Consider the following 26,016-nt stretch of genomic DNA (forward strand, 5'->3'; position numbering starts at 1 on the left):
GCAATTAAATAGCGCTAACCTTATTTGAGCTACTTAATTGTTATGGGATATAGAGGATATTAAAGGTGGAGATTTAATTTAGCGCTATAGTTATTAGGTTTTGAGACTCCAAATTAGCTATAGTAAGTGACCGATGGTAATGCGTTCGCGTAGCGTGGCCGTAGGCCAATCGCATCGAGAGTGGAGTTGAGCGATCAGTAATGCGATCGCGTAGCGTGGCCGTAGGCCAATCGCATCGAGAGTGGAGTTGAGCGATCAGTAATGCGATCGCGTAGCGTGGCCGTAGGCCAATCGCATCGTGAGTGTTGTTCACCCCATCGATATCCTTATTTAACTAGCGCTATAGTTAATTCCCGGAAATGCTGATTATATAACTAGCGCTATAGTTTAGCCAAGACTGGTGGGAGCAGGTAATCGTTGAATATACCGATGACGGTTGTGGGATTGTTAAAGACAATTTGAACAAACCGTGAGACGCATTCCCCCACTTCGGTAGCCCACGGTGGGGGTTAGTCCACGCTGTTACCAATAGCCAAGCCTTGGATACCAATTATTCGATTGCCGTCTTATTTTATATAGGCTAAAATGTTAACTGTAAACAATTTTTTCGACTAGTGAAAACGCCGACCAAAGTAATAAGAACTGATAAGTGGCGACTTAACCCGACTACCGAACAAAAAATACTATTTGGGGAGACGGTTAAAGTTTATCGCCATGCTTGTCAATATTTGGTTGGTATCATCTATACTCACTGGTCTAAATTAGGTTGTTTGACAGCAGATCAGCTAACTCCTGCTGTCGAACGCTTAATGCATCAGACTGCCAAGCATCCTAATATAAAATATCCTCAGTTTAATCAAGCTTTTTACAAATTTCCTAGCTACTACCGTCGAGCTGCGTTCGCGAAGCGTCGGCTACGCCGAATCGCTTTTGCTGCCGGTCAGGTTAGTAGTTTTGTGACCCGTTACCGAGAATGGCAAGCGGGCACTAGAAAAAGACGCAGCGCTAGTCCTCCGAAATTGAATGCTGATACTGGTTGCTACCCAGCTTTATACAAGGGTCAATGCTATAAATTACATGGCTTTAACCAAGTCGAAATCAAGGTATTCAACGGTAATAATTGGGTTTGGACTACAGTTCAAATTACCGGCCTAAGAGAAAGACACGCCTGTGCTAATAATAAAATGCTATCGCCTTCATTGATATTCAATGAAAGGGTCTGTCATTTGTCAGTTCCGTTTAGTTGTAAACCAGAAAAACGGAAACCAGAAGCTAATGTGACAGCAGTAGATCTGGGAATTAATACTACTGCGACAATATCAGTTGTAACCCACAGCGGCACTGTAATCCACAGGGAATTTATACACCCAGGAAGAGACATAGACCGTCGGGATAAGCGACTAAAGTCCGTATCTATACGGGCATCCAAGACCATGGGCAAAGGAGGAAAACTTCACAAAGGGTTTTGCTCTGTGACCTATCAAAAATGCCGAAGAATCAACAGCCAAATAAGCCATGTAGTTTCTAAACGAATTGTTGAGATTGCTAAAGAGTTTAACTCTGAAGCGATTGTGTTTGAGAATCTCAAAGGATGGAAGCCTAAAGGGGGACGGAAGCGGTCTAACCTCCGGCAAAAGTTTCATGGATGGCTCAAGGCAAAAATTCGCGATTTTACTGAGATGAAATGGGCAGAATTGGGCGGCAAAGTAATAGAGGTTGTAGCAGCTTACACCTCCAAGCTCGCCTTTGATGGTTCCGGCAAGGTCAAACGTGACTCTAATAATTATGCCCTAGCAACCTTCTCCTCAGGTAAGCGGTTCAATGCCGATCTAAACGGCGCTTACAACATCGGTGCTAGAGGCGTGTTTAAACTCACTCACAGAAATGGTAGTGAGGGTCGTTCCAGCAAAAGTTCTGGACGATCGCCTAGAAGCTGGGCTTGTTTATGTGACTTATGGGCTAGGGATAGCCTTAGATTAGCATAGGACACCCCCACCTGGCCGTAGGCCACGCTATGCGAACGGCGACAGCCAGGTGGGGTAAGCTTCATGAGAATTTTTGAACCATTTTTTACAACAGCTAGACATCAAGGAGGAAGTGGTCTAGGATTACATATTGTCAATAACTTAGTGGTTCAAAAGCTGCAAGGGACAATCAAGGCTGAAAGTGAAGTGGGTGTAGGAACACAATTTGTGATGACTTTTCCAGCAATCAAAGAATCCAAGGATGAGGTGTATGATAATGCTCAACCAAATTAATGAGGTTATAACTACTGATGATGAGGAGGTAGTTTTTGAAGAGGATCAAGACCTGATTTTCGAGGATGATGAAGAATTATGTTTTGATGAAGATGAAGAATTAGTTTTTGATGAAACGGAAGACTATAATCAGTCAGAGGAAAGTAAAACCGCTTGGAAAATGATGATAGTGGATGATGATATCAAAGTCCACAAAGTTACCAAGCTAGCCTTAAAACAATTCACATTTGATGACAAACCCTTAATCTTTATTTCTGCCTATTCTGCTGACGAAGCCAAACAATTAATTGCGGATAATCCCGATACAGCCTTCATGTTGTTAGACGTGGTAATGGAAACCAATGATGCCGGATTAAGAGTTGCCCAATCGATTCGGGAGGAGCTAAACAACAAATTGGTGAGGATTATTTTACGCACTGGTCAGCCGGGGGAAGCCCCTGAAGAATCAGTTATTCTAAATTACGATATCAACGATTATAAGCTCAAAGTTGAACTGACTCGACACAAGTTAGTGACAACAGCGATTACAGCGTTGAGATCTTACCGTGATCTTATCACTATCGAACATAGTCGTCAAGAATTATCAACACTTTATGCACAATTACAGGATTTTAATCAGAACTTAGAGGAATTAGTTCAAACCCGCACCCAGGAATTAGAGAAAGCTAAAAAAGTCGCTGATGCTGCCAATCAAGCTAAAAGTGAATTCCTCGCCAATATGAGTCATGAACTGCGGACTCCTCTCAACGGTATCTTAGGTTATGCGCAAATTCTCCAGCAGGACAGAATCTTAACTCCCCAACAAAAAAATGCGATTAGAATTATTTACCAGTGTGGCAAACACCTACTAAATCTGATCAACGACATTCTCGACTTCTCTAAAATTGAAGCGAGAAAAATGGAACTTTCACCCATAGATATAAATTTTCATAACTTTCTGATCGAGGTGGTAGACGTTTGCCATATTAAAGCTCAGCAAAAAGGAATTTCCTTTATTTACCAACCCTGTTATAAAATTCCCAATAGTATCTCTGTTGACGAGAAACGTCTGCGACAAGTGTTGCTAAACTTACTGGGAAATGCTATTAAGTTTACTGACCAAGGTAGAGTCATCTTTAAGGTTGAGAGAATAAGGGTAAGGCAAGATTCAGCACAAGTTTACTTCGCCCAAGTCCGGTTCTCAGTTGAAGACACAGGCATAGGTATGCCAGAAGAACAACTAGAAAAAATATTTTTGCCCTTTGAACAAGTAGGAGATAGGTCTCACCGTGCTGAAGGAACTGGACTCGGATTAACTATTACCCAAAGAATTGTCAACATGATGGGGGGTAGTCTTAAAGTTGAGAGTACCTTTGGGCAAGGCAGTATTTTTTCTCTAGAGATAGAGTTTCCTGTATCAGAGATTGGTGAGTATACTTGTCAAGTCTCTCCAAGAAGAATTATTGGTTTAACTGGAGCATCCCCAAAAATATTGATAGTAGACGACAAATGGGAAAATCGCTCTGTGATCATTCAGTTGTTGCAACCGCTAGGATTTAAGGTGCTAGAGGCAAGTAACGGACTTGAAGGGTTAGAGCAAGCAGCCAAGGAAAAACCAGACCTTATTCTGGCTGATGTGGTCATGCCTGAGCTAGATGGCTTTGAAATGACTAAGCGCATTCGTTCTACACCAGACTTGAAGAATATTGTGGTGTTTGCCTTCTCAGCTAGCGTATTTGATTCCTATCAGGAAAAAAGTCGGCAGGCGGGTTGTGATGATTTTATTACTAAGCCATTACAAGTTGAAGAATTACTGTTAAAGTTACAGCAGTATCTGCAACTGGAATGGGTGTATGAAGAGTTTGAATCAGACCCACAAACCACAATTGATTCATCTTCTGAGGATAGTTCAGAAGAAGGGATAGTACCTCCTCCAGCTGATGTACTAGTTCAACTCTATGAACTGGCCAAGAGAGGCAATGTTTTTGCTATCAACCAAGAAGTAGAAAAACTGGAACAATTGGATGAGCGATTTACGATATTTGCCAAAAATATTTATCAATTTACTGATAATTTTAATATGAAAAAACTTCGCAACTTTATTAAAGACTATATTGATTAAATTTACATTTAATTAGGTAATTTTTAAGCATTCAGCTGTCAGCTGTAAGCTATCAGTGGTCAGTGGTCAGTGGTCAGTGGTCAGTGGTCAGTGGTCAGTGGTCAGTGGTCAGTGGTCAGTGGTCAGTGGTCAGTGGTCAGTGGTCAGTGGTCAGTGGTCAGTGGTCAGTGGTCAGTGGTCAGTGGTCAGTGGTCAGTGGTCAGTGGTCAGTGGTCAGTGGTCAGTGGTCAGTGGTCAGCTTATTTTATTAAAAAGCTGTTCGCCTAGCGTGCGCGTAGCGCATTAGCTAATAGCTGATAGCTGATAGCTGATAGCTGATAGCTGATAGCTCAATGCTTAGGATAATGATTCAACCGGATTTAATATCATGTGTCATTTGTTATTTTTCTTGAGAGCCACAGTTAATTGAGTCCAGCTTGGCGGCAAATTCCAGAGCAGCTTTAATACTATCGATATTGCCCTCAATCCGTGCAATTTGAATCTCAGTCAGTAACTCACCAATTTTAGAACTAGGGGATAACTTAAGAGATTTGATTAAATCTTTACCAGTAACCAGCGGTGTCGGATGGGCAACCTGGTCATTGGGATTCAAATAGTGCTCAATCAAGGGTGCTATAGTATCCACAGCCATTCCCCTGGCAACTGCCAAAAGCGCTACCACAGGAAATACAGCTCCAACGTTAAGAAAGAAGAAATACTGATCCCGTAATGGGATCTCGTTGGCAGTAGTATAAGACAGCAGTTGGGGCAAATGTTGGATTGCCCTGACTACTATCCGAGTCTGAACACGAGAGTACTTTAAGGCTAACAGCTGTTGTTCAGCAACTGCGGGTATTGATGATAATAAATTTGCTACCTTAGCCAGATTTAGCAACGATAAAGAATGCTTAGTCACCCGTAAGTTCAATTCCACCCCAAGCTTAGGCCAGGTTTCTGCCAGTACCACAGCGGATTGCTCAACTGCTGCCATGTGCTCTAAACCCTCAGCCGTGGCATCAGGCAGCCATGGTCGTAATACATTATCCTCCCAGGCCGCTTTTAGCCAAGGTACACCCTGAGGTGACTTGAGGAGATAGCCCAATTCTGTCCGTACCCGTTCTGCTGCGATTTGGCTCAATAACGGTGCTACCTTTCTTATCACTGACTGGGTGGCTGGGTCAATCTCAAAACCCAACTGAGCGGCTTGTCGATAACCCCGCAGTAATCGTAATGGGTCATTTTGTAAGTTTTCTGGTGACACCATCCGGATTATCCCTTTACGGCAATCCAAGATACCCTGTAATGGATCAATGAATTGCTTGGTGTGGGGATTAAATGCGATCGCATTAATCGTATAATCCCGCCTATGTAAGTCAGCCTCTAAGCTATCCCCCTCCTGTTGAGCAAAGTCAACTGTGGCGTTGCCAAACACTACCCTAGCTATTTGACGCTGGGCATCCAAAACCACAAATCCGGCCTTATAACGTCTTGCTAGCTTGCTTGCTGTCCGTACTGCTTTAGTGGGTAAAACAAAGTCTAAGTCTAGGTAATCTGACTGTCGGTTGATCAGAGCATCCCTAACCGCACCACCCACCAAGCAAGCGTCAGAAGGGAGTAACTCCCAGTTAAACGGCCAATTTTGGGGTGATAGAGCAGTTTGGTAATTAGTCATTAGTCATTTTCTGAAATCTCAGAATGAATACTATATATCAATTGTGGTAAACTGGAACAGAGAATTTAAGAATTTCGGAACTTTGGAATCGGAAACAGAATAGTTTTGGAAAAGTAGCAAACAAAGTAGCCAATAGTTAACTATTTGATCTTATAAGCTAGCGAATAAATGTTTGGTTTGAGCTATGCTAACATAAAGGAAATGGAGTTTAAGCAATGTGTATTTGCATTAACTGCCACTATGTAGACCGCTGTACTACATACCATGCTGTGGAAACCCAGCATCAGGTACCTCACCTGACGGAATCTCCTAACTTTGAAGCGGTTGAGCCCACCATCAATGTCAATATCCGTTCTACTGAAGATATAATAGAAATGGAATGGGACGTTGTCGGGTGTAATAGCTTTAAGCAGGAAACTGGGAAGTGGGCAAAGCTTCGTCCTGGTGAGCTGGTACCAACCTGATCCCATTGTGAATTTTAGCTTCCGGCAAAAGAAGCCCCACACTCAAAGCGTTCATGTAGCGTGGCCATTCCCCTAGGGTTGCCCAAAGGCCAAGAACCAGCGTGAGTGTGGGATGAGTTTTGCACAGAGTCTTTTTAAAGATGTTATAATCTATATTACTGACAAGCAAAGCCGAACGCGCCCCGCGTGGCCTACGGCCTTAAATGCTGGTTTGTTGGTGCAACAGTATTAAAAAAGTCAAACAACAGAGCGGCAGGGCAGTCCGTTTTTAAAGCCCAGCGCCTCCTAAGCAATAGCTGGATTGGCTGGGAAGCCTAGACTGATTCTATAGAATCAGTTTAGGAGCTGTCACATATTCTGGCGAGAAGCTCCACTGTGCACCTAATATCAGCATGGGATTAATCGCCAGTCAAGTTTTAATTTAACCGACCAAGCTTTTGATAAAAGCTCGAATTGCTTCTGCTTGTGTTTGTCCAGTATTTTCTATAATACTGCTTTAATTGACACAAACGAGAGGATCGAGCCAAGATATTAAAAAGGATTAATTTTTGTAACGCTGGATGTCTTTTGAGCTTTTATCGTTGGAAACGGTCCAGAACATAGCTAAGGACTATGGCTACTGGGCAGTTTTTTTTGGGATTGCCCTGGAAAACGCTGGGGTTCCCATACCGGGAGAAACTATTACCCTGGTAGGTGGCTTCCTCGCAGGTAGCGGCGAACTTAATTATTGGGTAGTCCTATGCTCTGCGATCGCTGGTGCTGTCCTAGGAGATAACTGTGGTTACTGGATTGGGAAAATCGGTGGTTGGCCCTTACTAGTGCGAATTGCGGGTTTAGTCCGGATCACAGAAGCACAACTGACAGAGGCTAAAACCGAATTTCGTAAGAACGCTGCTAAGGCAGTTTTTTTTGGTCGATTTGTGGCAATACTGCGGATCTTTGCTGGTCCAATGGCAGGGATAGTTCAGATGTCTTACCGGAAATTTCTCTTATGCAATTTCGCTGGTGCTACTGTCTGGGCATCAGTGATGGTGAGTTTATCGTACTTTTGCGGACGCTTGATACCTCTGGAACTATTAATCTCTTCGGTATCTAAATTTGCGATTGTTGCTCTGATCTTGGTGATTGGCTCGATTGTTGTTCCTAAATGGTTTGAGTCTCGTAGACAGAAATTGGACATGGGGGATTAGCTGAGATTGGGAAAGGGTAATCGGTAATTGGTAGTTAACAATTACCGTAACCCAATTACCGTAACGCAAAATTCCTAACTTCTGGTTTTTGCTGACCACACCCGAGTGGGTAATCCCCACAAGTAGATGAAACCCTCAGCAGCCTTGTGGTCAAACTGGTCTTCCGAGGTGTAGGTAGCGAGTTCCGGAGTGTAGAGAGAATTCTCTGACTGACGTCCGACAATTATGGCATTACCCTTGAAAAGTTTAACCTTAACTGTACCGGATACCCGCTCCTGGGTTTTTTGAATGAAAGCATCCAAAGCATCCTTAAGGGGACTATACCACAAGCCTTTGTAGACCATTTGACTGTAGGTGTCTTCAATCCCTCGCTTGTACTGGGTAACATCAGCAGTCAAAGTCAAACTTTCCAAGTCACGATGAGCTTGGATCAACACCGATAGGGCTGGTGTTTCGTAAATTTCTCGGCTTTTAATACCGACTACCCGGTTCTCAACCATGTCAATCCGTCCCACACCATGATTGCCAGCTAACTCGTTGAGTTGACTAATCAAAGTCACGGGGTCAAGGAGATTACCGTTAAGAATAGTGGGAATACCTTGCTCAAAGCCGATTTCAATATACTCTGGCTCGTCTGGTGTATTTGCGATCGCTTTTGTCATGGCATAAACTTCCTCTGGTGGTTCTACCATCGGATCTTCAAGCACCCCCGCTTCAATACTGCGCCCTAGCAGGTTACGGTCAATGCTGTAGGGGGAAGACTTTTTCACTGGTGAGGGAATACCAAAGCGCTCACCATATGCGATCGAATCTTCACGAGAGAAACCCCACTCCCTAGCTGGTGCCAATATTTTCAAGTTGGGGTTAAGGGCCATAATCGACACATCAAAACGCACCTGGTCATTGCCCTTACCGGTACAACCATGAGCTACCGCATCTGCACCATATTTTTCAGCAGTCTCCACCAATAATTTAGCAATCAGCGGACGAGCCAGAGCAGTAGAGAGGGGATAGCGACTTTCATAAAGAGCATTAGCCTGAATGGCTGGAAAAGCATAGTCCTTGACAAAGCTGTAGGTAGCATCAGCAACCAAGGATTCTGTTGCCCCAGCGTGCAAGGCTTTTTGTCTGATTGGTTCTAGTTCATCTCCCTGACCTAAATTGGCGGCTAGGGTGATCACCTCCTTTACTCCCCATTCTTCTTTGAGATAAGGGATACAAACCGACGTATCTACGCCACCGGAATATGCTAGAACAACTTTTTCAGCACGGCTCATAATAGTTTCACCCTGTGGAAAACAACAAATTGACACTCCCCGGTCATTAGACGCGGGGATTCCTAGATCAACGAGCTGCCTTAAACCGCCGTATCTTAATCTTTGACGCCGCCAAAAATCAAGCAATATCTAAACCAAAAACCCGTCAAGACCAAGTTTTTAGTCAGTTGACGACAGACCCAGAGGGCAATTCTTCTTAGGCGTTTGGCTACTTAGTTGGAAGTGCCTTAAAAAGTCCGTTTCTCTTCCTTTTCACCTGGTTTCGGTGTGCCCCACCGTACCGTGTTTTTTCTCAAGTTGTGATTTTCCTGGGTTCACACGTCAACGGCTAATTGACGATTGGGTTTTTAAAGAGGACTTTCCCTACCCTCTGGGCATTACTACTTTTAGGTCATGCAGTGGCGGATCTCTGTTCCGGTTGCGCCTCGGTTTTTCAGCCTGTACCCTATCCTTAAATTATACTCTAGCGCTAGATAAGTGTCAACTTTTTGCCAGGATTTTTTTTAGGCATTAAGCGCGCTAGTCACTTTCATCTGGACTGGGCTCGCTTTGTGGCGGAGTTTTCAGTGTTGGGATTTCTAATAACTATTTTATCTACATATTTCCAGAATAGGGTTGCTCAATTGCCATTTGTTCAGAATAGGGTTGCTCAATTGGCACAGAACTCTAATCGTAATCAGCCTCAACAGTATCAATCCAAGCCAAACTAGTCCCTGGGTAATAGTTGCCTAAAATTTCTTGATAGGTGTAACCCTGCTTAGCCAAGTCACGAGCTCCGGTTTGACTCATACCCTGACCACCAAATACATTTTTGACAATATGGTCAGAAGCCGCGTACAAGGATTCTACCACCCCACCTTTGTAACTTAGAAAAATGCCGCGAGTTTCTTGAACTGCCTGAGTCGTGGTGTTCCACTCATATTTGATTCCTTTGTAAACTTGCCAACGCTGAGTGTTTCCCAAATCATAGAACTTACTAGCAGGTCGAATCGCATGAACCAAAGCATAGGAGCGAGCAGCAATGGCTTGTGCTTTCAGAGCTGCCATTGGCCAACTAGGATACACTTCCGCTCCCACCACCGAAGTCAGGTAAAGCTCAAGGTCAACGTAGTTTACTGCCAAGATGCTATCTCCCTTAGAAATCAATAGCAAATCCCCTCGATACCACCGATTTCCTACTAATACATACCCTCCGTTAGTTGGCTTCACCCAAAGCCCTGCGGGGGTCTTATAGTTACCAATCTGAATATAGTCCCCTAATGGTTTAACATTACTTCCCTGATTCGCGGTTAGTTTACCCAGGGGCTGACCCCTAGCATCCAGCAACTCACCCGGTGTTGAGGTAGCCACTACCAGAGACTTAACACCATTAGCTACAGCAACTCGCATTTCTAGGATCGGAGCATCATTCAATGGCTTTGGTGCTGGTTGCTGATTTTTGGTAGCCCCTTCAGACTGGCTGGGCGGCTGGTTGTTGTGATTAGAAGACTCAGTCTTGGCTGATTTATCCGATTTATCCTGGGATTTATCCTTGGTAGTCGCAGTAGGTTGTTTCGTGCCCTGATTGCTAGGGGTTGATGCTTGGGTAGCTTTAGTTTGGGCTAGGGTTGGTGAGGGTGGTGACTTAGAGACAGTGGAATTCTCATCCTTGGGGGTAGGAGATTGGGATGGTGTTGGATCTGTGGCGGTAGAGGTTAGTTCAGATTTGGGAGTATCCTCTGAGTTAGCCAGCCCATCCGACTCAGGGGAAACTTGATCTGGGGAATTTGGAGGAGAAGACGTTGAGGAAGATGTTTCTAACTCAGAGCCAGATGACAGGGATTTTGCTAAGACTAAAGGTACAGATAGGGCAATTGAAAATAGGGCAATTGACCACAACACTGATTTCTTCATTCGTCAGTAGGATTAAACACTTCCTTCACCTGCTATTACACTATACAATACAGCAGTCTTATTGGGATTCTGGACAGTTACAGATAGCTTATCCCCTCCTTAAGTTTCTTAAAGAAGGGGAGCAAGGGTGATTCCTGAAAACCGCCCTTTACTGTCACTGACAGAAAGCCTGGAATAACAGATCAGGATCAAAAGAATTTTTGATTTGTGGGTTTACCGTCAAAAAACCGATTTGAGCCTTTCTGTAATAAATTGCAGGGGGTAATTCTGTGCTGGGGTTATAGGCACTGAGGTGTGACTTAGAACTCCCATAATTTCCCTCCCGATTCCACACACTATTTTCGCCAGACAGATTACCATAATCCCCGAGCTGATTACAAATCGACTTTTCATCCACAGGGTTACTAGATACTAAACCCAGGAAAGCACCATCAGCTCCCACCAAGTAAGCACGACCATCAAGTTCAAACAGTGTTTGGGCAAAACTGCGACTGGCAACACAGTTACCGAACACCAGGGAGATACCTAACATCAAACCAATCTGTTGGGCAACAGAAACTCTGCTCATGGTTAACCTAGATTTTAGTAAATCAGAAAAATAAAGTATTCCTCTAGGATTCCCATCAGACTCCGTGAAGGAACACCTGGCTAAAAATTTCTATCCAAAAGCAGAAGCAGATGGAGGATTAATAAGGTAATAGCTAGTTAACACTCCAGTTTTGATCCCCCCAAAGCTCGGCAGGGGGTCAACCTTAAACCTTAAACCTACCCTACGGGAACGCCAAAGGCGAACAACCTTCAACCTTAAACCTTAAACCTTAAACCTTGGCCTTTGGCCACGCTTCGCGAACAACCCTCAACCTTGGCCTTTGGCCACGCTTCGCGAACAACCCTCAACCTTGGCCTTTGGCCACGCTTCGCGAACAACCCTCAACCTTGGCCTTTGGCCACGCTTCGCGAACAACCCTCAACCCACCCTACTTCGGACCCCAAGAGCGAACAACCTTTGGCCTTTGGCCACGCTACGCGAACAACAATCACTTACTTTCGTCCAGTCAGCCAATAGGTGATCATCTCTCCTTTGCCCTTAACATTAATAATCCCTCGCTCTTCAAACAAATACTTGTCTCGTAAACGCTCGTAAGTGGTAGCAGTAACTTGAATTCTCCCAGGTTCCCCTTGAGAGTCCATCCGAGATGCCACATTAACTGCATCCCCCCACAAATCATAAATGAACTTCTGGATACCGATCACCCCAGCTACCACAGGACCAGTGTTAATCCCGATGCGCAGGCGGAATGGTTCTCCATCATGCCGCTGGAAACGACTAATTTCCTGTTGCATATCCAATGCCATGTTTGCGATCGCATCTGGATGGTCATCCCCAGGGTTGGGTAGACCACCAACAACCATGTAGGCATCTCCAATGGTCTTAATTTTCTCTAATCCATGGAGCTGTGCTAGTTGGTCAAAGCTTGAGAAAATTTGATTAAGTAGATTAACCAATTCTGTGGGAGAGATGCGAGCAGAAAGCTTGGTAAACTCCACAATATCAGCAAACAGAATTGTTACTTCGTCAAAGCGATTCGCAATAGCTTTTGGCTCTTGTTTTAATCGTTGGGCGATGGAGTGAGGTAAAATATTTAACAACAAGTGTTCCGACTTTTCTTGTTCAGCTCTTAGTGCTGCTTCTGCCTGTTTGCGCTTGGTAATGTCGGCTACAGTGCCTTCGTAGTACAGTAGTTTCCCTTGAGCATCACGCACAACACGAGCATTCTGGGATGTCCAGATGATTTTGCCATCTTGTCGATAAACCCTAGCTTCAAAATTAGAGATAGCACCATGGTTCTCAACAGCAGCAATAAACTCAGCATAGCTGTTGGGATTGACATAGAGTTGCTGTTCAATATCGGTCACTTTAGCCACTATTTCTTCTGGGCAAGAGTAGCCATACATCCGAGCTAAAGCTGGATTGACACTAAGGTACTGCCCATCCGGTGTAATCTGAAAAATACCCTCAGCCACATTTTCAAAAATGCTACGATACTTCTCTTCAGCTTCCTGGAGTGCATCTAGAACCCGTTTGCGCTCGGTAATATTACGCGCGACCCAAATCACACAATTGTTTGGCAGGGGTGAGACACTTGCAGCAAACCACACCTGGGAATTATGAGATGTAAAGTGTGAAGTATTAAAGGGTTTGTCAGTTTGCCCCACTAGCTTTTTGCCATTCAATTCCGAAATTTTTTCATACTCAGATAAAGTCTGAAATGATTTGTTAGTTTGATGCAATATATTATTGGAATATAAGTCCGAATTTTTTTTGCGATTCAAGTCTGAGTTAGAACTAATTTCATCCTTCATACTTCCTACTTCATAATTTCCTATAGGTAGGCTGTATTCTATATTCAGGGTTTGTTTAGTATCTAAGACTTGCCGGATATGGGTGACAAAAAGTTCAGCTTGCTTGGGGGGCAAAACCTCGTAGACACTCTTACCAAGTAGTTCGGTCGTTGGACTATATAAAACCTCAGAATTGGTGGAGACTACTTTCATGTATCGTCCTTGAGCATCAAAAACAGTAATCACATCTGTCATCGCTCCAAACAGCACCCGCAACTCAGCTTCCGATTTACGTAGTGCTGCTTCGATGTGCATGCGCTCTACAATCTCAATCCGTAGTTGATGATTTGCATCCCGTAGTGCTGCTGTCCGTTCCTCAACTCGGGTTTCTAACACTTCATTGGCTCTTTGCAAGGCTTCCTGAGCTTGCTTACGCTCAGAGATGTCTTCGACAGTACCTTCGTAATAGAGCAGATTGCCATGCTCATCTTTAATGGCACAGGCATTTTCGCAAATCCAAGTCAAACTGCCATCCTGGCGATAGACTTGGGACTCGAAATCCACTAAGGTATAATTTTCTTCCAATAACTGAATGAATTGGGAGCGACGGTTGGGATCAACATAAAGTTGCTGCTGAATATTCGTGACAGTATTAATTAATACTTCTGGGGACTCATAACCATAGATGCGAGCTAAAGCTGGGTTAGCACTGAGGTAACGTCCTGAGGGAGTGGTTTGGAAGATGCCTTCTACAGCATTTTCAAAGATATTGCGATATTTCGCTTCAGCTTGCCTCAGCGCTTCTTCAGCTTGCCGACGCTCGGTAATATCAATCCCAATAGTGAAAGCAGCTGAGCCTTGATGGTACTTCTGGGCAACAATTACATAGTTTCGCTTTTCGTCATTGACGATAGCTGAGACCTCTCGGCAAGCATCTTGTTCTGGGCTGGCAAAAAATTCCTTGACAAAGTCATTAAACTCTGAGCTAGCCTGAAGAAACCCAATGTCTTGACCCACAAAAGCCTCTGGGGGCAAGTTAAACGTTTTGGCTAAATGGCGATTCACACCCAAGTAGCGCAAATCCGAGCTAATCCAAGAGACAATCCCCGGTACCGCCTCCAACACTGTCTGTAACTGATCTTTGGTCTTGCGCAGGTCATCAAGGGCCTGCTGACGTTCGGTAATATCAATCCCAACGGTGAAAGCAGCTGAGCCTTGATGGTACTTCTGGGCAACAATCACATAATTGTGCTTTTCGTCATTGACGATAGCCGAGACCTCTCGGCAAGCATCTTGCTCTGGGCTAGCAAAAAACTCCTTGACAAAGTCATTAAACTCTGAGCTAGCCTGAAGAAACCCAATGTCTTGACCCACAAACCCCTCTGAGGGCAAGTTAAACGTTTTGGATAAATGGCGATTCACACCCAAGTAGCGCAAATCCGAACTAATCCAAGAGACAATCCCCGGTACTGCTTCTAACACTGCCTGTAACTGATCTTTAGCTGCCCTGAGTTCTTCTTGAGCTTGCTCACGCTCTCGCACCTCCGTCATTAGCTGAGCATTAGATGCTTTTAAGTCAGCTGTACGTTGTTCAACCTTTAGCTCTAGCTCATCGAACGCTTTTTGGAGTTCTGCTTCAATTCGTCGCCGCTCAACTATTTCATGTTTCAACTGTTCCGTTGCCATTTCTAATGCTTGAGTATTGGTCTCTAGATACCTAGCTTTCTCAATCCATTGAGCAACCTCAGCCAATAATTCAATCACCACATTTGTGCTGTAGGGTTCGATCAATGGTGTGGCGCTAGCCGACCCATTGTATTGGTGAGTTCGTGCATCTGAGGCACAGTTACAGGTTTCAACCCCTAACCAGGGTAGGGGTTTAATCGGACGTTCACTGGTAAAGACAATTTCAAATTGTCCAGTAGGCAAAATCCGCCCAATCCGGCATGTTTTACCAATATGGTGATTCGGTTCGATTTGGACTAATCCTCCGGGAGCATCAAATTTCTGACCATAAGCTGCCACCCGTACCCGGTCTACCTCAAATGATTGAGCGGATTCCACCGCTTGTTTCCAGAGGTAAACCTGGGCATAGGCGGCTTCAATGGGGTCACTAGTCACTCGGTTAGCTCCGTAACGACGCTGAAAATTCTGGACAAACCGTTGATTATTAGGAGTGTCCAGACTCTGGAAATAGCTCCAGCTGGCATAATGTCCCGCCGCTGTATCCCCTATCCTTTGCAGTTCCGCCTCAGCCACACTCACTGCCATAATCGGAATGTCATCAGCTGTAATTCCAGAGGATTTGTACTGGCGATAGAAGGCTAAATTACTGTCACCATTGAGGGTGTTGAAGACCACATCTGGTCGAACTTGTTTAATTTTGGTGATCACCTCACCCATATCTTCAGTGCCTAGAGGAATGTAATCTTCCCCAACCACTGTCCCCCCCAGTTGTTTCAGTTGCGCTTTAATAATCTTGTTGGCAGTCAGGGGGAAAATATAGTCGCTACCGATCAGATAAAATCGCTTACCGTAATTTTTCACTAGCCAGTTCACCGCTGGCTCAATTTGTTGATTTGGACAAGACCCGGTATAAAAAATATTTGGGGAACATTCCAGACCCTCATATTGTAGGGGGTACCATAGCAGAGAATTTAACACCTCGAATACGGGCAAAACTGCCTTACGATAAGCAGACGTCCAGCAGCCAAAGACTGTGGCTACCTGATCCTCTTGAATCAGTTTTCTGGCCTTGCTCTCAAATTGCGCTGACTTCGATGCGCCATCCTCAACGATCGCTTCGATACGTTGACCAAGAACTCCTCCGGTTTGGTTAATTTCTGCGATCGCCATCAGCTCAGCTTCCACCAGGGGGGCTTCGCTAATTGCCATAGTACCTCTTAAGGAATGCAATATACCAACTCGTATACAGGGGTTATCAGTGTTGAAACTTGGCATTGCTTAAATTCCTGCAATATTTATTTGCAAATCTTTAACTTTTAAGCACCCATCAGCCTCTCACTCTGCGTTTATCTAGCAACCGCAGGCGACATGACCTACTATTAAATAATCAATGTTATGGGCGAATGTAGCGAGCACCCTGATTAAGTCAGGAGAAAACCGTGTTAGGGGAGGAATTTCCGTGGGGGTAAAGGAAATATTTTCGAGTCAACCCGTTAACTATTTACACAACCCATCGAAGATGCCTTGGTTGATGTGGCAGTTGTGGTTATAAAAGTAAAATTTAGAGAATCAAGAGAAAAGCGGCAAAATTTAGGAAAAATTTATAAAGTTTAGTTGTAATTTCCACCTTTCTTTCCCTCCCACCATTTACCTCTTCCCGATTAAGTCAATTACACTGCACCTCAACCAATTAGTACAACAATAGTATAAGTAAGTTAAAATTTCCTGTGAACTCAATATATTTCAACATAACGACTATACAATTGTTTACAAAGCCATGATGTCTGTTTGAATACTATCACTGAAAAAAATTTTGGCGTCGCTGATAAAGGTTAACTCATCCCACCACTCAAGTAGGTTGAATTTTGAGTCATTAGTATTGAGTTATAGTGGTTCAGCAGAGTAATGAGGTACACAGGATTTTTTCCCTGTTCCCAGCTCCGAAGTTCCCTGTTATCTGCCCGCCTTAATAAAGGCAGTAGGGGGGATTCGAGTTCCCTAAAATCTCTTGCCTTGTGTACCTCACCTATTTGATAAATGGTATATACTACGGCTTAGTTTTTGACAAATCACTATTTACAGAAATGGAAACGGAAACGTCACCTTCTGCGGTAGTCTAGAACAAGTAAATTGATCTGCCTTGTAGAAATTGACAGCCCTATGACCTCTACCACCAGTCCTACTCGGACAATTCGCATCGGTTCTCGGAAAAGCCAACTTGCTCTGATTCAGACTTACTGGGTACAAGAGCAACTGAAAAAGCATTTTCCAGACCGAGAGTTTGAAGTCCAGACCATGAGTACCCACGGAGATAAAATCCTGGATGTGGCTTTATCTAAGATTGGCGATAAAGGGTTATTCACTAAGGAACTGGAATTGGGAATGCTTAGGGATGAGATCGATTTTGCGGTGCATTCCCTCAAAGACTTGCCGACCAAATTGCCAGAAGGGTTGGTGTTAGGGTGCGTCACAGAACGGGAAAACCCCGCCGATGCTTTAGTAATGCACCAAAAGCACCAAGATAAACAGATAGAAACGTTGCCAGAAGGCTCGATCATTGGAACCTCCTCCCTCAGACGGCTGGCTCAGCTGCGCTACCATTTTCCCCATCTGAGTTTTAAAGATGTCAGAGGCAACCTAAACACCAGACTGGCTAAACTGGATGCTGGTGACTACGATGCTCTAATTTTAGCAGTAGCTGGGCTAGAACGACTGGACATGAGCGATCGCATTCACCAAATTTTACCACCAGAGATCTCGCTCCATGCTGTGGGACAAGGGGCTTTGGGAATTGAATGCCGTGAGGATGATCAAGAAGTCTTAGAACTACTCAATGCGATCGCACATCCCCCCACTGCTCAACGCTGTTACGCGGAACGGTCATTATTAAGGGAACTCGAAGGTGGCTGTCAAGTTCCCATCGGTGTAGACACTCAGTTGGAAGGCAATACCCTAACCCTAACAGCTATAGTGGCTAGTGTGGATGGGCAAAAACTTGTAAAAGATACCATTCAAGGGGATTCGAGTCAGGCAGAAAATCTGGGAATCGAACTTGCCCAACAGCTCAAACAACAGGGAGCACAAGAGATTTTGGATGAAATTTTGGCTCAAATCGAGCGGGAATAGGAATATAGCTGAACAGTCAATTAAATTCCTTTCCCAAGCGCTATAGATTTGATAATTTTCCTGATCCGCTTTCAGTGTAGGAAAAGGCTAAGGAAAAGGTTTTTTAAGCCATAGCCTTTTTCTTTTCCCGTAGAATTTTTGATAAGGCTACAGTAAGCTAGGATAGCCGGAAAACTGAAGGTTCTTCGATCAAGTCAACAGAGGAGTTAAAGGTCAATTCCTGAAAAGTTCTGCTCCATGTTTCAGGCTTGATCAAATGCACTTCATCCTTCAAGCTTGCAGCTATTTCCTAGGCACTAACAACCAATAATTGACAACTAACAGATGAAGATTCTATTCGTTGCGGCGGAAGCAGCTCCCATCGCGAAAATTGGCGGTATGGGGGATGTAGTGGGATCATTACCCAAAACCTTGAGGCAATTGGGACAGGATGTCCGAATTTTCATGCCTTACTACGGCTTTTTGCCCGATAAAATGGAGATTCCAGAGGAACCAGTTTGGTCCGGTGATGCTATGTTTCAACACTTCAATGTGTTTGAAACCCTACTACCAAAGACTGATGTCCCGTTATACCTATTTGGTCATGCTGCCTTTGCTGGTCGCCAAATCTATTCTGGAGATGATGAAGACTGGCGATTCACCCTATTTGCCAATGGTGCAGCTGAGTTTGCTTGGAACTACTGGAAGCCTGATGTTATTCACTGCCATGATTGGCACACGGGCATGATTCCCGTTTGGATGCACCAATCATCAGATATTACCACAGTTTTCACAATTCACAACCTGGCTTATCAAGGCCCCCAGCGCTGGCGCTTAGAAGAAATTACTTGGTGTCCCTGGTATATGCAAGGTCATAATACTATGGCAGCAGCTGTACAGTATGCTAACCGGGTAAATACTGTTTCTCCCACCTACGCTCAACAAATCCAAACTCCTGAATACGGTGAGTCCTTAGAAGGTTTGCTGTCATTTATCAGTGGTAAAACTGTTGGCATTGTCAATGGTATTGATACAGAAAGTTACAATCCCGAAACCGATAACTACATTCCTCACAACTTCACCGCTGATACTCTCGACATCCGCAGCAAAAACAAAGTAGCCCTCCAGAAAGAAGTCGGTTTAGCCATCAACCCGGATACCTGTGTGATCAGTATGGTTTCCCGTTTAGTGGAACAGAAAGGGATTGACCTGCTGGTGCAAGTTTTACAGGGTTTCCTAGCTTACACCGATTGTCAATTTTTAGTCCTAGGTACGGGAGAGCGCCACTATGAAACCCAACTGTGGGAAATCGCATCCCGCTATCCAGGACGAATGTCTGCTCAAATCCTCTATAACGATCCTCTAGCTCGACGGATCTATGCTGGTAGTGATGTATTCTTGATGCCTTCCCGCTTTGAACCCTGTGGGATTAGCCAAATGCTGGCCATGGGTTACGGCTGTATCCCCATTGTACGACGTACTGGCGGTTTGGTGGATACCGTTTCCCACCATGATCCGATCAACCAAACTGGTACGGGTTACTGCTTTGACCGCTACGAACCGTTAGATTTATATACTTGTATGGTTCGGGCTTGGGAAGGTTTCCACTACAAGAAAGAATGGCGGAGTTTGCAGCAACGAGCTATGAGCCAAGACTTTAGTTGGGAAAAGTCAGCCAGGGAATATATCAAGATGTACCAAGATATTGTAGGATTACCTCCAGAATCACCTCAGCAGATACCACAAGACAACCATTTAGTTGTTGCCAGCTAGACAGAAAATTCCATATGTTACACCTATTCTGTTACTGTGATCAGTGATCACTAAGGATGGCTAATTTAGGATGGCTAATTTAGGATGGCTAATTTAGTTTTAAATTAGTAAAATTACCATGGCCTTCCCCTAGTGGATTGGTGCTAAAGCTGTTTCAAATTAGGTGCATGACCACTACACTGCATGACTACTAGACAGAGAAAGTTAAGGGTTGCTATGAAGATTATGGGGAAACCAGTAGTAAAACCCAAGCGCAGCAATTATTCTAAGTACCAAGGGCGTTGGAGCCGCCTAGAGGGCAAGATTTTTCCCCCTCAAGGCTCTAACCGAACAATCTCTCCTTCATGCTTCAACCGCTTATCTCTAGCTCAAGTCATGCCCTGGGGGGTAGCCATGTTGCTCTCCCCAACTGGGCTACCAGCAATAGCACAAATCACCTCAGCAGAAGACAGTGCAGGGACTATTGTAACTCCTAATGGTCAAAGCTTCGATATCACTGGTGGTAGCCTCTCTAGTGGCGATAAACCGAATCTGTTCCACAGTTTTGAGGAATTTGGACTCGATTCCGGTCAAATTGCCAACTTTATCTCTAATAATCCCCAGGTTAGGAATATTTTGGGACGAGTCGTAGGCGATGTACCCTCAATTATTAATGGTCTAATTAAAATCACAGGCAGTGGGAGCCCTAACTTATACTTAATGAACCCAGCCGGGATTATTTTTGGGGCTGATGCTCGACTGAATGTCCCTGCTTCCTTTACAGCAACCACAGCCACTGGGATTGGCTTTGGCGAAGGGAATTGGTTTGATGCCTTTGGGGACAATAATGATTACCAGAACTTAATTGGTGACCCCACTAGCTTTGCCTTTGATTTAGCCCAACCTGGAAGTATCATTAACGCTGGTAACCTGGCAGTGGAAGACAATCACACTATCGCCTTGATCGGGGGTAGTGTGATTAACACTGCGGAAGAACTGAGGGCACCAGGAGGTAAGATTATTATCGCTGCTGTACCAGGAGAGAGTCTGATTAAGATTTCTCAACCTGGAAATTTGTTGAATCTAGAGATTGACCCCCCTCGTACACCAAATGGGCAACCATTAATTACCGCACTAGATATACCAGCGCTACTGACAGGAGCAACCGAAAAAGACGTTGAGACAAAACTCAGTGCCAATTCCAATGGAACCGTGCAGCTGAACGATTCTGGCACCACAGTTCCCACTGAGACAGGAACAACCATTGTCTCTGGTACCCTAGATGTTTCCAACCAAGAACTTAGGCGACGCAGTGTAACAGTATTAGGCGATCGCATTGCTTTAATTAATGCCACCATTGACTCTTCCGGCAGTAATGGTGGCCAGGTGTGGATTGGGAAGAACCCCCAAGACAATCCCGACAATCCAGACAATGTGAAATTAAATGCCAATCGCACCTTTGTCAGCCGTGATTCCGTGATTAAGGCTGATGGAAAAAATTCAGATCAAAACGGAGGTCGAGTTACTGTCTGGTCAGAGGAAACCACAGCATTCTATGGCGAGATTACTGCTGGTGGCGCTAAAGAGCAAACTTCACAGCCCCGAAATGGTAGGACATCAGATGGTGGGACAGTTGAGATATCTAGCCAACAGACTTTAATCTTTGATGGCACAAAAGTTGATCTCACCGCCCCTCAAGGTGAAAACGGCACGATTAGATTTGACCACAATAACATTAGTATTGTACCTGGGACAGGGATTGCTGGTCAGCAGCTAGCAGATAATCCCCTTGGTTTTGATGTGATAGAAATTTTGTCGGGGGATAGGAGGTCACCTGGCTTTACCCTTGGCGCGAATGCCCTAGAACAAGTTATGGGCAACATTGTTCTGAACGCTAGTAATGATATTACCATTGCTCCTAACGTCTCTCTCAACTTCTCTGATCAAGGGGTGAGTGCTGCTAATCCCCTATCCCTAGAGTTTACTGCTAATGCTGATGGCATTGACGGTGGGGATTTTTCAATGGATCCCACCCAATCGATCACTGCTGTGGGTAGAGATATCACCATTGATGGCGTTAATGTCACTGTAGGTGATATCAAGACAAATGGGGGAGCGATTACAATCAAAGCGTCTGAGGCTCTGAGCACAGAAGAGCTTAACTCATCAACAACAGTTGGCAAGGGAGGGGATGTTACCCTCGATGGAGGTAATATTCAGGTTAGCTGGATCAATGCCCAAGGTGGTAGCGATGGGAAAGGCGGCAATGTGGAAATTACCACAGAAGGTTTTTTTAGAGCGACTGGGACATTTGACACCTTAATCGAGGGCCAAGAAACAGCAGTCAGCATTGGTACAGTTGGGGGAGATGGTGGAGGAAAAATCACCATCAGTCATGGTGGAAACGGGCAAACCCCCTTTGAGGTGGGAAATAGTATTACTAATGGTACAGAGGGAGCTATTTCTACAGGTGATTCTACCATTCTTTCCCCAGGATCCTTTTTCACTTCGACAAGCTCAGATTCAGGTGAGATAGAAATTAATACTGGGGAGCCATCTTCAAATTTGACTAGCCAAGGTCAAGCAATTGCTACCAATTTGATGTCAAATTCGAATAGAAAAGGTCAAGCAATTGCTACCAATTTGATGTCAAATTCGAATAGAAAAGGTCAAGCAATGGCTCAAGATTTGATGTCAAATTCGAATAGACAAGGTCAAGCAATGGCTCAAGATTTGATGTCAAATTCGATTAGCCAAGGTCAAGCAATGGCTCAAGATTTGATGTCAAATTCCAGTAGCCAAGGTCAAGAAATTGCTCAAAATTTGATGTCAAATTCGATTAGCCAAGGTCAAGCAATGGCTCAAGATTTGATGTCAAATTCGAATAGAAAAGGTCAAGCAATGGCTCAAGATTTGATGTCAAATTCGAATAGAAAAGGTCAAGCAATGGCTCAAGATTTGATGTCAAATTCCACTAGCCAAGGTCAAGCAATGGCTACCAATCCCTATTCAAATCCGGCTAATCTACTCCCCAGTCGCCCTCAAGTATCTCAGCAGTCCATTCAATCCTTCCCAATTCTTACTCAACCAAAGCCTCAGGCAATTGCTACCAAGACAGAATACACTGAAATAGACCCTAAAAATACTACAGTAGAACCTAATTATAATCTCAAAAACCTTGAGTTTATTAAGTTTACACCTGAATCGAATTTCATCAACATTTCTTACAATCAACCAGCACCACAGACTATAGCAGAGATTACTAATACTAATAGTACTAATAGTAGTCAATCACCGGAACAATCCGTCCCACAGCCAGTTACCAGTAAATCCTCTAACTCTACACTAGAAGCAGAAGCTGATGTTAAAAAACTTGAGGAAGGCTTCACCTATGCGTTTGAAAAACATCTAGGCATTAGCAACACTCCCATAGTCACTCTGGAAGAAGCTCAAGCCCACCTGGGCCAGATTGAAAATATTACTGGACTTAAACCTGCCCTAATTTACCTCTTCTTTAAACCAGAATTTAAACCGAAAACTACCAAGGTAAATCCACTCAATCCCAAGGGATTGACGTCAACCAAACGGAAACGAGAGACAACGGAAAATCGGCAAAAGACTAGGTCACACTGGCAAGAAAATATCGATACACAGCTGGAATTACTAGTCGTTACGGCTTCGGGAGCAGTAATTCGAAAACAGGTGCAGGGAGCAACGCGATCGCAAGTTCTCTCTGTTGCTCGGGAATTCCAGAAGAGTATCACCAATCTCGAAAGCGCAAATGTCTACCTACCCTTGGCTCAGCAGTTGTATCGTTGGTTGATTAGTCCGGTAGAGCAGGAGCTAAAAGCCCAAAAAATAAATAATCTTGCCTTTATCATGGACGTTGGTTTGCGCTCCTTACCCATGGCAGCACTTCATGATGGCACTGGGTTTCTTGTAGAACGATATAGCCTTGGTTTAATGCCAACTCTATCATTAACCAACATGAACTATGTAGACATTAGGAAATTTCAAGTCTTGGCGATGGGAGCATCCCAGTTTAAGAACAAAAACCCATTACCAGCCGTTCCTGTAGAGTTATCGATGGTTACAGAAAAACTGTGGTCAGGAAAGGCATTACTTAACGAAGCGTTCACCGTAGCAAATTTGAGAAAAGCTCGTGCCTCACAACCCTTTGGTATCGTTCATTTAGCTACCCATAGTGAATTCTTAGCCGGTAAGCCCAGTAATTCCTACATCCAGCTGTGGGATACCAAGCTGCAACTTAACCAGCTCCATAAACTAGGCTTAAGTAAGCCTAAGGTAGAGTTGTTGGTCTTAAGTGCCTGTCGTACTGCCTTAGGAGACGAGCAAGCCGAATTAGGATTTGCCGGTCTAGCAGTGCTAGCGGGGGTCAAGTCCGCATTGGGAAGTCTCTGGTATGTGAGCGATGAGGGTACCCTGGGGCTAATGACAACGTTTTACGAAAAATTACAGGAAGTCCCAGTGAAAGCTGAGGCTATACGGAAAGCTCAGTTAAATCTGCTCAGGGGTACAGTCCGTCTGGAGAGAGGGCAGTTGGTAACGGATCAGGGAAGTTTTCCTTTACCACCAGCCTTAGCCAAGTTGCCAGATGTGGAGTTACGACATCCCTACTATTGGAGCGCTTTTACCCTAATTGGCAACCCTTGGTAATGTTTGATCCTGATGAACAACTCCTGCTACAGAATAATTAAGCTGAATAATTTAGGTAATAGTTATCCTGGTTTTTCCTTGATGCTTGATTGTTAGAAAGCGAGGAACGAAACCTAGGTAGTGTCAACCATTCTGCACCACTTAAGGTTAGCATAGGTGGGAGTTGAAGTGAACTTTCATGGACTTAAAGGCAGGCACAGTCTTGCACAACGGCAAATATGTTCTTCATAGCCAGCTAGGCAAAGGTGTCTTTAGCATCACCTACCTAGCTATCAATGCTGAGTCTGGTCAAACCGTCGTGATCAAAACCCTCAGCGACAATCTGTGCCACCATCCCCATGGTGACCAGTTCAAGCGGCAATTTATTGCCCTTGGTAGGCTCTTGAGCGGCTGTCAGCATCAGCATTTAGTCAGGGTAATCGAATCCTTTGAAGCTGACGGACGACCTTACCTAGTCATGGAATATATTCCAGGGCAGACGTTAGCTGAACTCATCCAAGCCAATTTGGTTCCAGAAGCTCAAGCTATTGCATACATTCGTCAAATTGGCGATGCCCTTAGTATCTTACATCAAAAGGGTTTGCTGCATCTAGATGTTAGACCAGAAAATATCATTCTGCGTCAAGATACCGATAAACTAGTGCTATGTGAGTTTGGTATTACTAGTCAACTAACCCTAGGAGTCAGGCAAACCCACGCCAGTTTAATTGCTGCTGGGTATAGCGCCCCGGAACAGTACATTTCTAAAGGGCAACTTTCCCAGGCAACCGATGTCTATTCCTTAACCGCAACCTTTTACTGCTTGCTTACTGGAACCCCACCCCTACCTGCACCAGTCAGGGAAGTATTGCATGCCCAGGAAGGTTTCTATATTCTTTTCCTGCCGGACTTACCACCATGTCCACAAAATCTAACTCCAGTAGTTAAACAAGCAGTCTGGCGTGGCTTGCACATGGTCATCAATCAACGTCCTCAAACTGTAGAAGCTTGGTTATCGCTGCTGCCAACTCAGGAGAAAGTTGCTCAAAGCAGTTCTCAGTTGAAAGTGCTGAGTCCTCAGCAAAAGTCATTAATTGCCCCAAAACTGAGCACTCAGACTTCAAAACTGAGCACTCAGACTTCAAAACTGAGCACTCAGACTTCAAAACTGAGCACTCAGACTTCAAAACTGAGCACTCAGCGCTCAAAACTGAGCACTCAGACTTCAAAACTGAGCACTCAGACTTCAAAACTGAGCACTCAGACCTTAGCTGTTCTCAAAACTGTCCACGCCAAGCTCAAAACTCAAACCTCAAAACTCAAAACTACCAAAGCTGGATTCCCACTGAAAGCCCTACTGATGACCGGTGCCCTTGCCGCCTCAGCCGGATTAGGATTTGGTTTCGCACTGCGAATGAACTCTCAAAAAGAACCTGGTTCTACCATCTTCCACACCGATCAATCCTTCCCTCCTCGCAGCAATTGGCCTTTGTCAGAACCCCAACTGTGAAACACCTTCAACCTCATCAAGGTGGTTTATTCATATTCATACTTGTACAGGACTTACAGCACACTGGCCACCAAACGCGCTTAATAAGTAGTAGGGCAACTAAGGAAAAGTTACTGCCTAAGTCCTGTGA

General features: G+C 44.4%; 17 protein-coding genes and 2 pseudogenes. 13 read left to right on the top strand and 6 right to left on the bottom strand.

Features of this window, described 5'->3' with window-relative positions:
* Window positions 1-73: 73 nt before the first annotated feature.
* Window positions 74-313 (bottom strand): hypothetical protein, encoded by a 240-nt coding sequence (locus tag F6J90_RS27305; RefSeq protein WP_293100897.1) that lies wholly within the window; start codon window positions 311-313, stop codon window positions 74-76.
* A gap of 301 nt (window positions 314-614) precedes the next feature.
* On the opposite strand from F6J90_RS27305, the gene F6J90_RS27310 reads away from it, so the two are divergent.
* From F6J90_RS27310 to F6J90_RS27325, 5 genes and pseudogenes are all read left to right on the top strand, one after another.
* Window positions 615-1,985 carry a transposase gene (locus F6J90_RS27310; protein ID WP_293100900.1) on the top strand — a complete coding sequence of 457 codons (1,371 nt, stop codon included), beginning with the start codon at window positions 615-617 and terminating at the stop codon, window positions 1,983-1,985.
* 63 nt (window positions 1,986-2,048) lie between these two features.
* Window positions 2,049-2,258, top strand: a complete 210-nt coding sequence (locus F6J90_RS27315) for an ATP-binding protein (RefSeq protein ID WP_293100903.1) — start codon at window positions 2,049-2,051, stop codon at window positions 2,256-2,258.
* Window positions 2,242-4,359 carry a response regulator gene (locus F6J90_RS27320; protein WP_293100905.1) on the top strand — a complete coding sequence of 706 codons (2,118 nt, stop codon included), beginning with the start codon at window positions 2,242-2,244 and terminating at the stop codon, window positions 4,357-4,359. The genes F6J90_RS27315 and F6J90_RS27320 overlap by 17 nt, the downstream gene beginning before the upstream one ends.
* A 55-nt stretch (window positions 4,360-4,414) precedes the next feature.
* Window positions 4,415-4,534: pseudogene (locus F6J90_RS43765) on the top strand (hypothetical protein); the annotation flags it as partial.
* Window positions 4,479-4,610, top strand: a pseudogene (locus tag F6J90_RS27325) (hypothetical protein); the annotation flags it as partial. The pseudogenes F6J90_RS43765 and F6J90_RS27325, both read left to right, overlap by 56 nt.
* Before the next feature lie 128 nt (window positions 4,611-4,738).
* Here F6J90_RS27325 and F6J90_RS27330 read toward each other — a convergent pair.
* A complete protein-coding gene (locus F6J90_RS27330) occupies window positions 4,739-6,010 on the bottom strand; it encodes a CCA tRNA nucleotidyltransferase (protein WP_293100911.1) in 1,272 nt (423 codons plus the stop codon).
* A gap of 215 nt (window positions 6,011-6,225) precedes the next feature.
* Here F6J90_RS27330 and F6J90_RS27335 point away from each other — a divergent pair, with 215 nt between their 5' ends.
* Both F6J90_RS27335 and F6J90_RS27340 read left to right on the top strand, forming a co-directional pair.
* On the top strand, window positions 6,226-6,474 hold the full coding sequence (locus F6J90_RS27335; protein WP_044492409.1) for a Ycf34 family protein: 249 nt from the start codon (window positions 6,226-6,228) through the stop codon (window positions 6,472-6,474).
* Window positions 6,475-7,034: 560 nt separating this feature from the next.
* Window positions 7,035-7,664 carry a DedA family protein gene (locus tag F6J90_RS27340; RefSeq protein ID WP_293100914.1) on the top strand — a complete coding sequence of 210 codons (630 nt, stop codon included), beginning with the start codon at window positions 7,035-7,037 and terminating at the stop codon, window positions 7,662-7,664.
* A gap of 74 nt (window positions 7,665-7,738) precedes the next feature.
* Here the strand turns inward: F6J90_RS27340 and F6J90_RS27345 are convergent, their stop codons facing one another.
* From F6J90_RS27345 to F6J90_RS27355, 3 genes are all read right to left on the bottom strand, one after another.
* Window positions 7,739-8,941 (bottom strand): argininosuccinate synthase, encoded by a 1,203-nt coding sequence (locus F6J90_RS27345; RefSeq protein ID WP_293100915.1) that lies wholly within the window; start codon window positions 8,939-8,941, stop codon window positions 7,739-7,741.
* A 666-nt stretch (window positions 8,942-9,607) separates the two neighbouring features.
* Entirely contained in the window at window positions 9,608-10,834 is a 1,227-nt protein-coding gene (locus F6J90_RS27350; RefSeq protein ID WP_293100916.1) for a SpoIID/LytB domain-containing protein, read from the bottom strand.
* 154 nt (window positions 10,835-10,988) lie between these two features.
* The gene (locus F6J90_RS27355) at window positions 10,989-11,402 is read right to left on the bottom strand and encodes a hypothetical protein (RefSeq protein ID WP_293100917.1); all 414 of its coding nucleotides are present in this window, start codon (window positions 11,400-11,402) and stop codon (window positions 10,989-10,991) included.
* A gap of 264 nt (window positions 11,403-11,666) precedes the next feature.
* On the opposite strand from F6J90_RS27355, the gene F6J90_RS27360 reads away from it, so the two are divergent.
* The gene (locus F6J90_RS27360) at window positions 11,667-11,900 is read left to right on the top strand and encodes a hypothetical protein (protein WP_293100918.1); all 234 of its coding nucleotides are present in this window, start codon (window positions 11,667-11,669) and stop codon (window positions 11,898-11,900) included.
* Here F6J90_RS27360 and urtA read toward each other — a convergent pair.
* On the bottom strand, window positions 11,876-16,138 hold the full coding sequence (gene urtA / locus F6J90_RS27365; RefSeq protein WP_293100919.1) for an urea ABC transporter substrate-binding protein: 4,263 nt from the start codon (window positions 16,136-16,138) through the stop codon (window positions 11,876-11,878). The genes F6J90_RS27360 and urtA overlap by 25 nt on opposite strands.
* 630 nt (window positions 16,139-16,768) lie before the next feature.
* Here urtA and F6J90_RS27370 point away from each other — a divergent pair.
* From F6J90_RS27370 to F6J90_RS27390, 5 genes are all read left to right on the top strand, one after another.
* Window positions 16,769-16,897 (top strand): hypothetical protein, encoded by a 129-nt coding sequence (locus F6J90_RS27370; protein WP_293100920.1) that lies wholly within the window; start codon window positions 16,769-16,771, stop codon window positions 16,895-16,897.
* Between the two features lie 126 nt (window positions 16,898-17,023).
* Window positions 17,024-17,989, top strand: coding sequence for a hydroxymethylbilane synthase (gene hemC / locus F6J90_RS27375; RefSeq protein WP_293100921.1), 966 nt, complete (start codon window positions 17,024-17,026; stop codon window positions 17,987-17,989).
* A gap of 324 nt (window positions 17,990-18,313) precedes the next feature.
* The gene (gene glgA, locus F6J90_RS27380; protein WP_293100922.1) at window positions 18,314-19,741 is read left to right on the top strand and encodes a glycogen synthase GlgA; all 1,428 of its coding nucleotides are present in this window, start codon (window positions 18,314-18,316) and stop codon (window positions 19,739-19,741) included.
* A gap of 225 nt (window positions 19,742-19,966) precedes the next feature.
* Window positions 19,967-24,397 carry a CHAT domain-containing protein gene (locus F6J90_RS27385; protein ID WP_293100923.1) on the top strand — a complete coding sequence of 1,477 codons (4,431 nt, stop codon included), beginning with the start codon at window positions 19,967-19,969 and terminating at the stop codon, window positions 24,395-24,397.
* A gap of 178 nt (window positions 24,398-24,575) precedes the next feature.
* Entirely contained in the window at window positions 24,576-25,886 is a 1,311-nt protein-coding gene (locus tag F6J90_RS27390) for a protein kinase (protein WP_293100924.1), read from the top strand.
* The last annotated feature ends 130 nt before the right edge of the window (window positions 25,887-26,016 follow it).

Origin of the sequence: Moorena sp. SIOASIH, assembly GCF_010671925.1 — a bacterium.
Lineage (GTDB): Bacteria > Cyanobacteriota > Cyanobacteriia > Cyanobacteriales > Coleofasciculaceae > Moorena.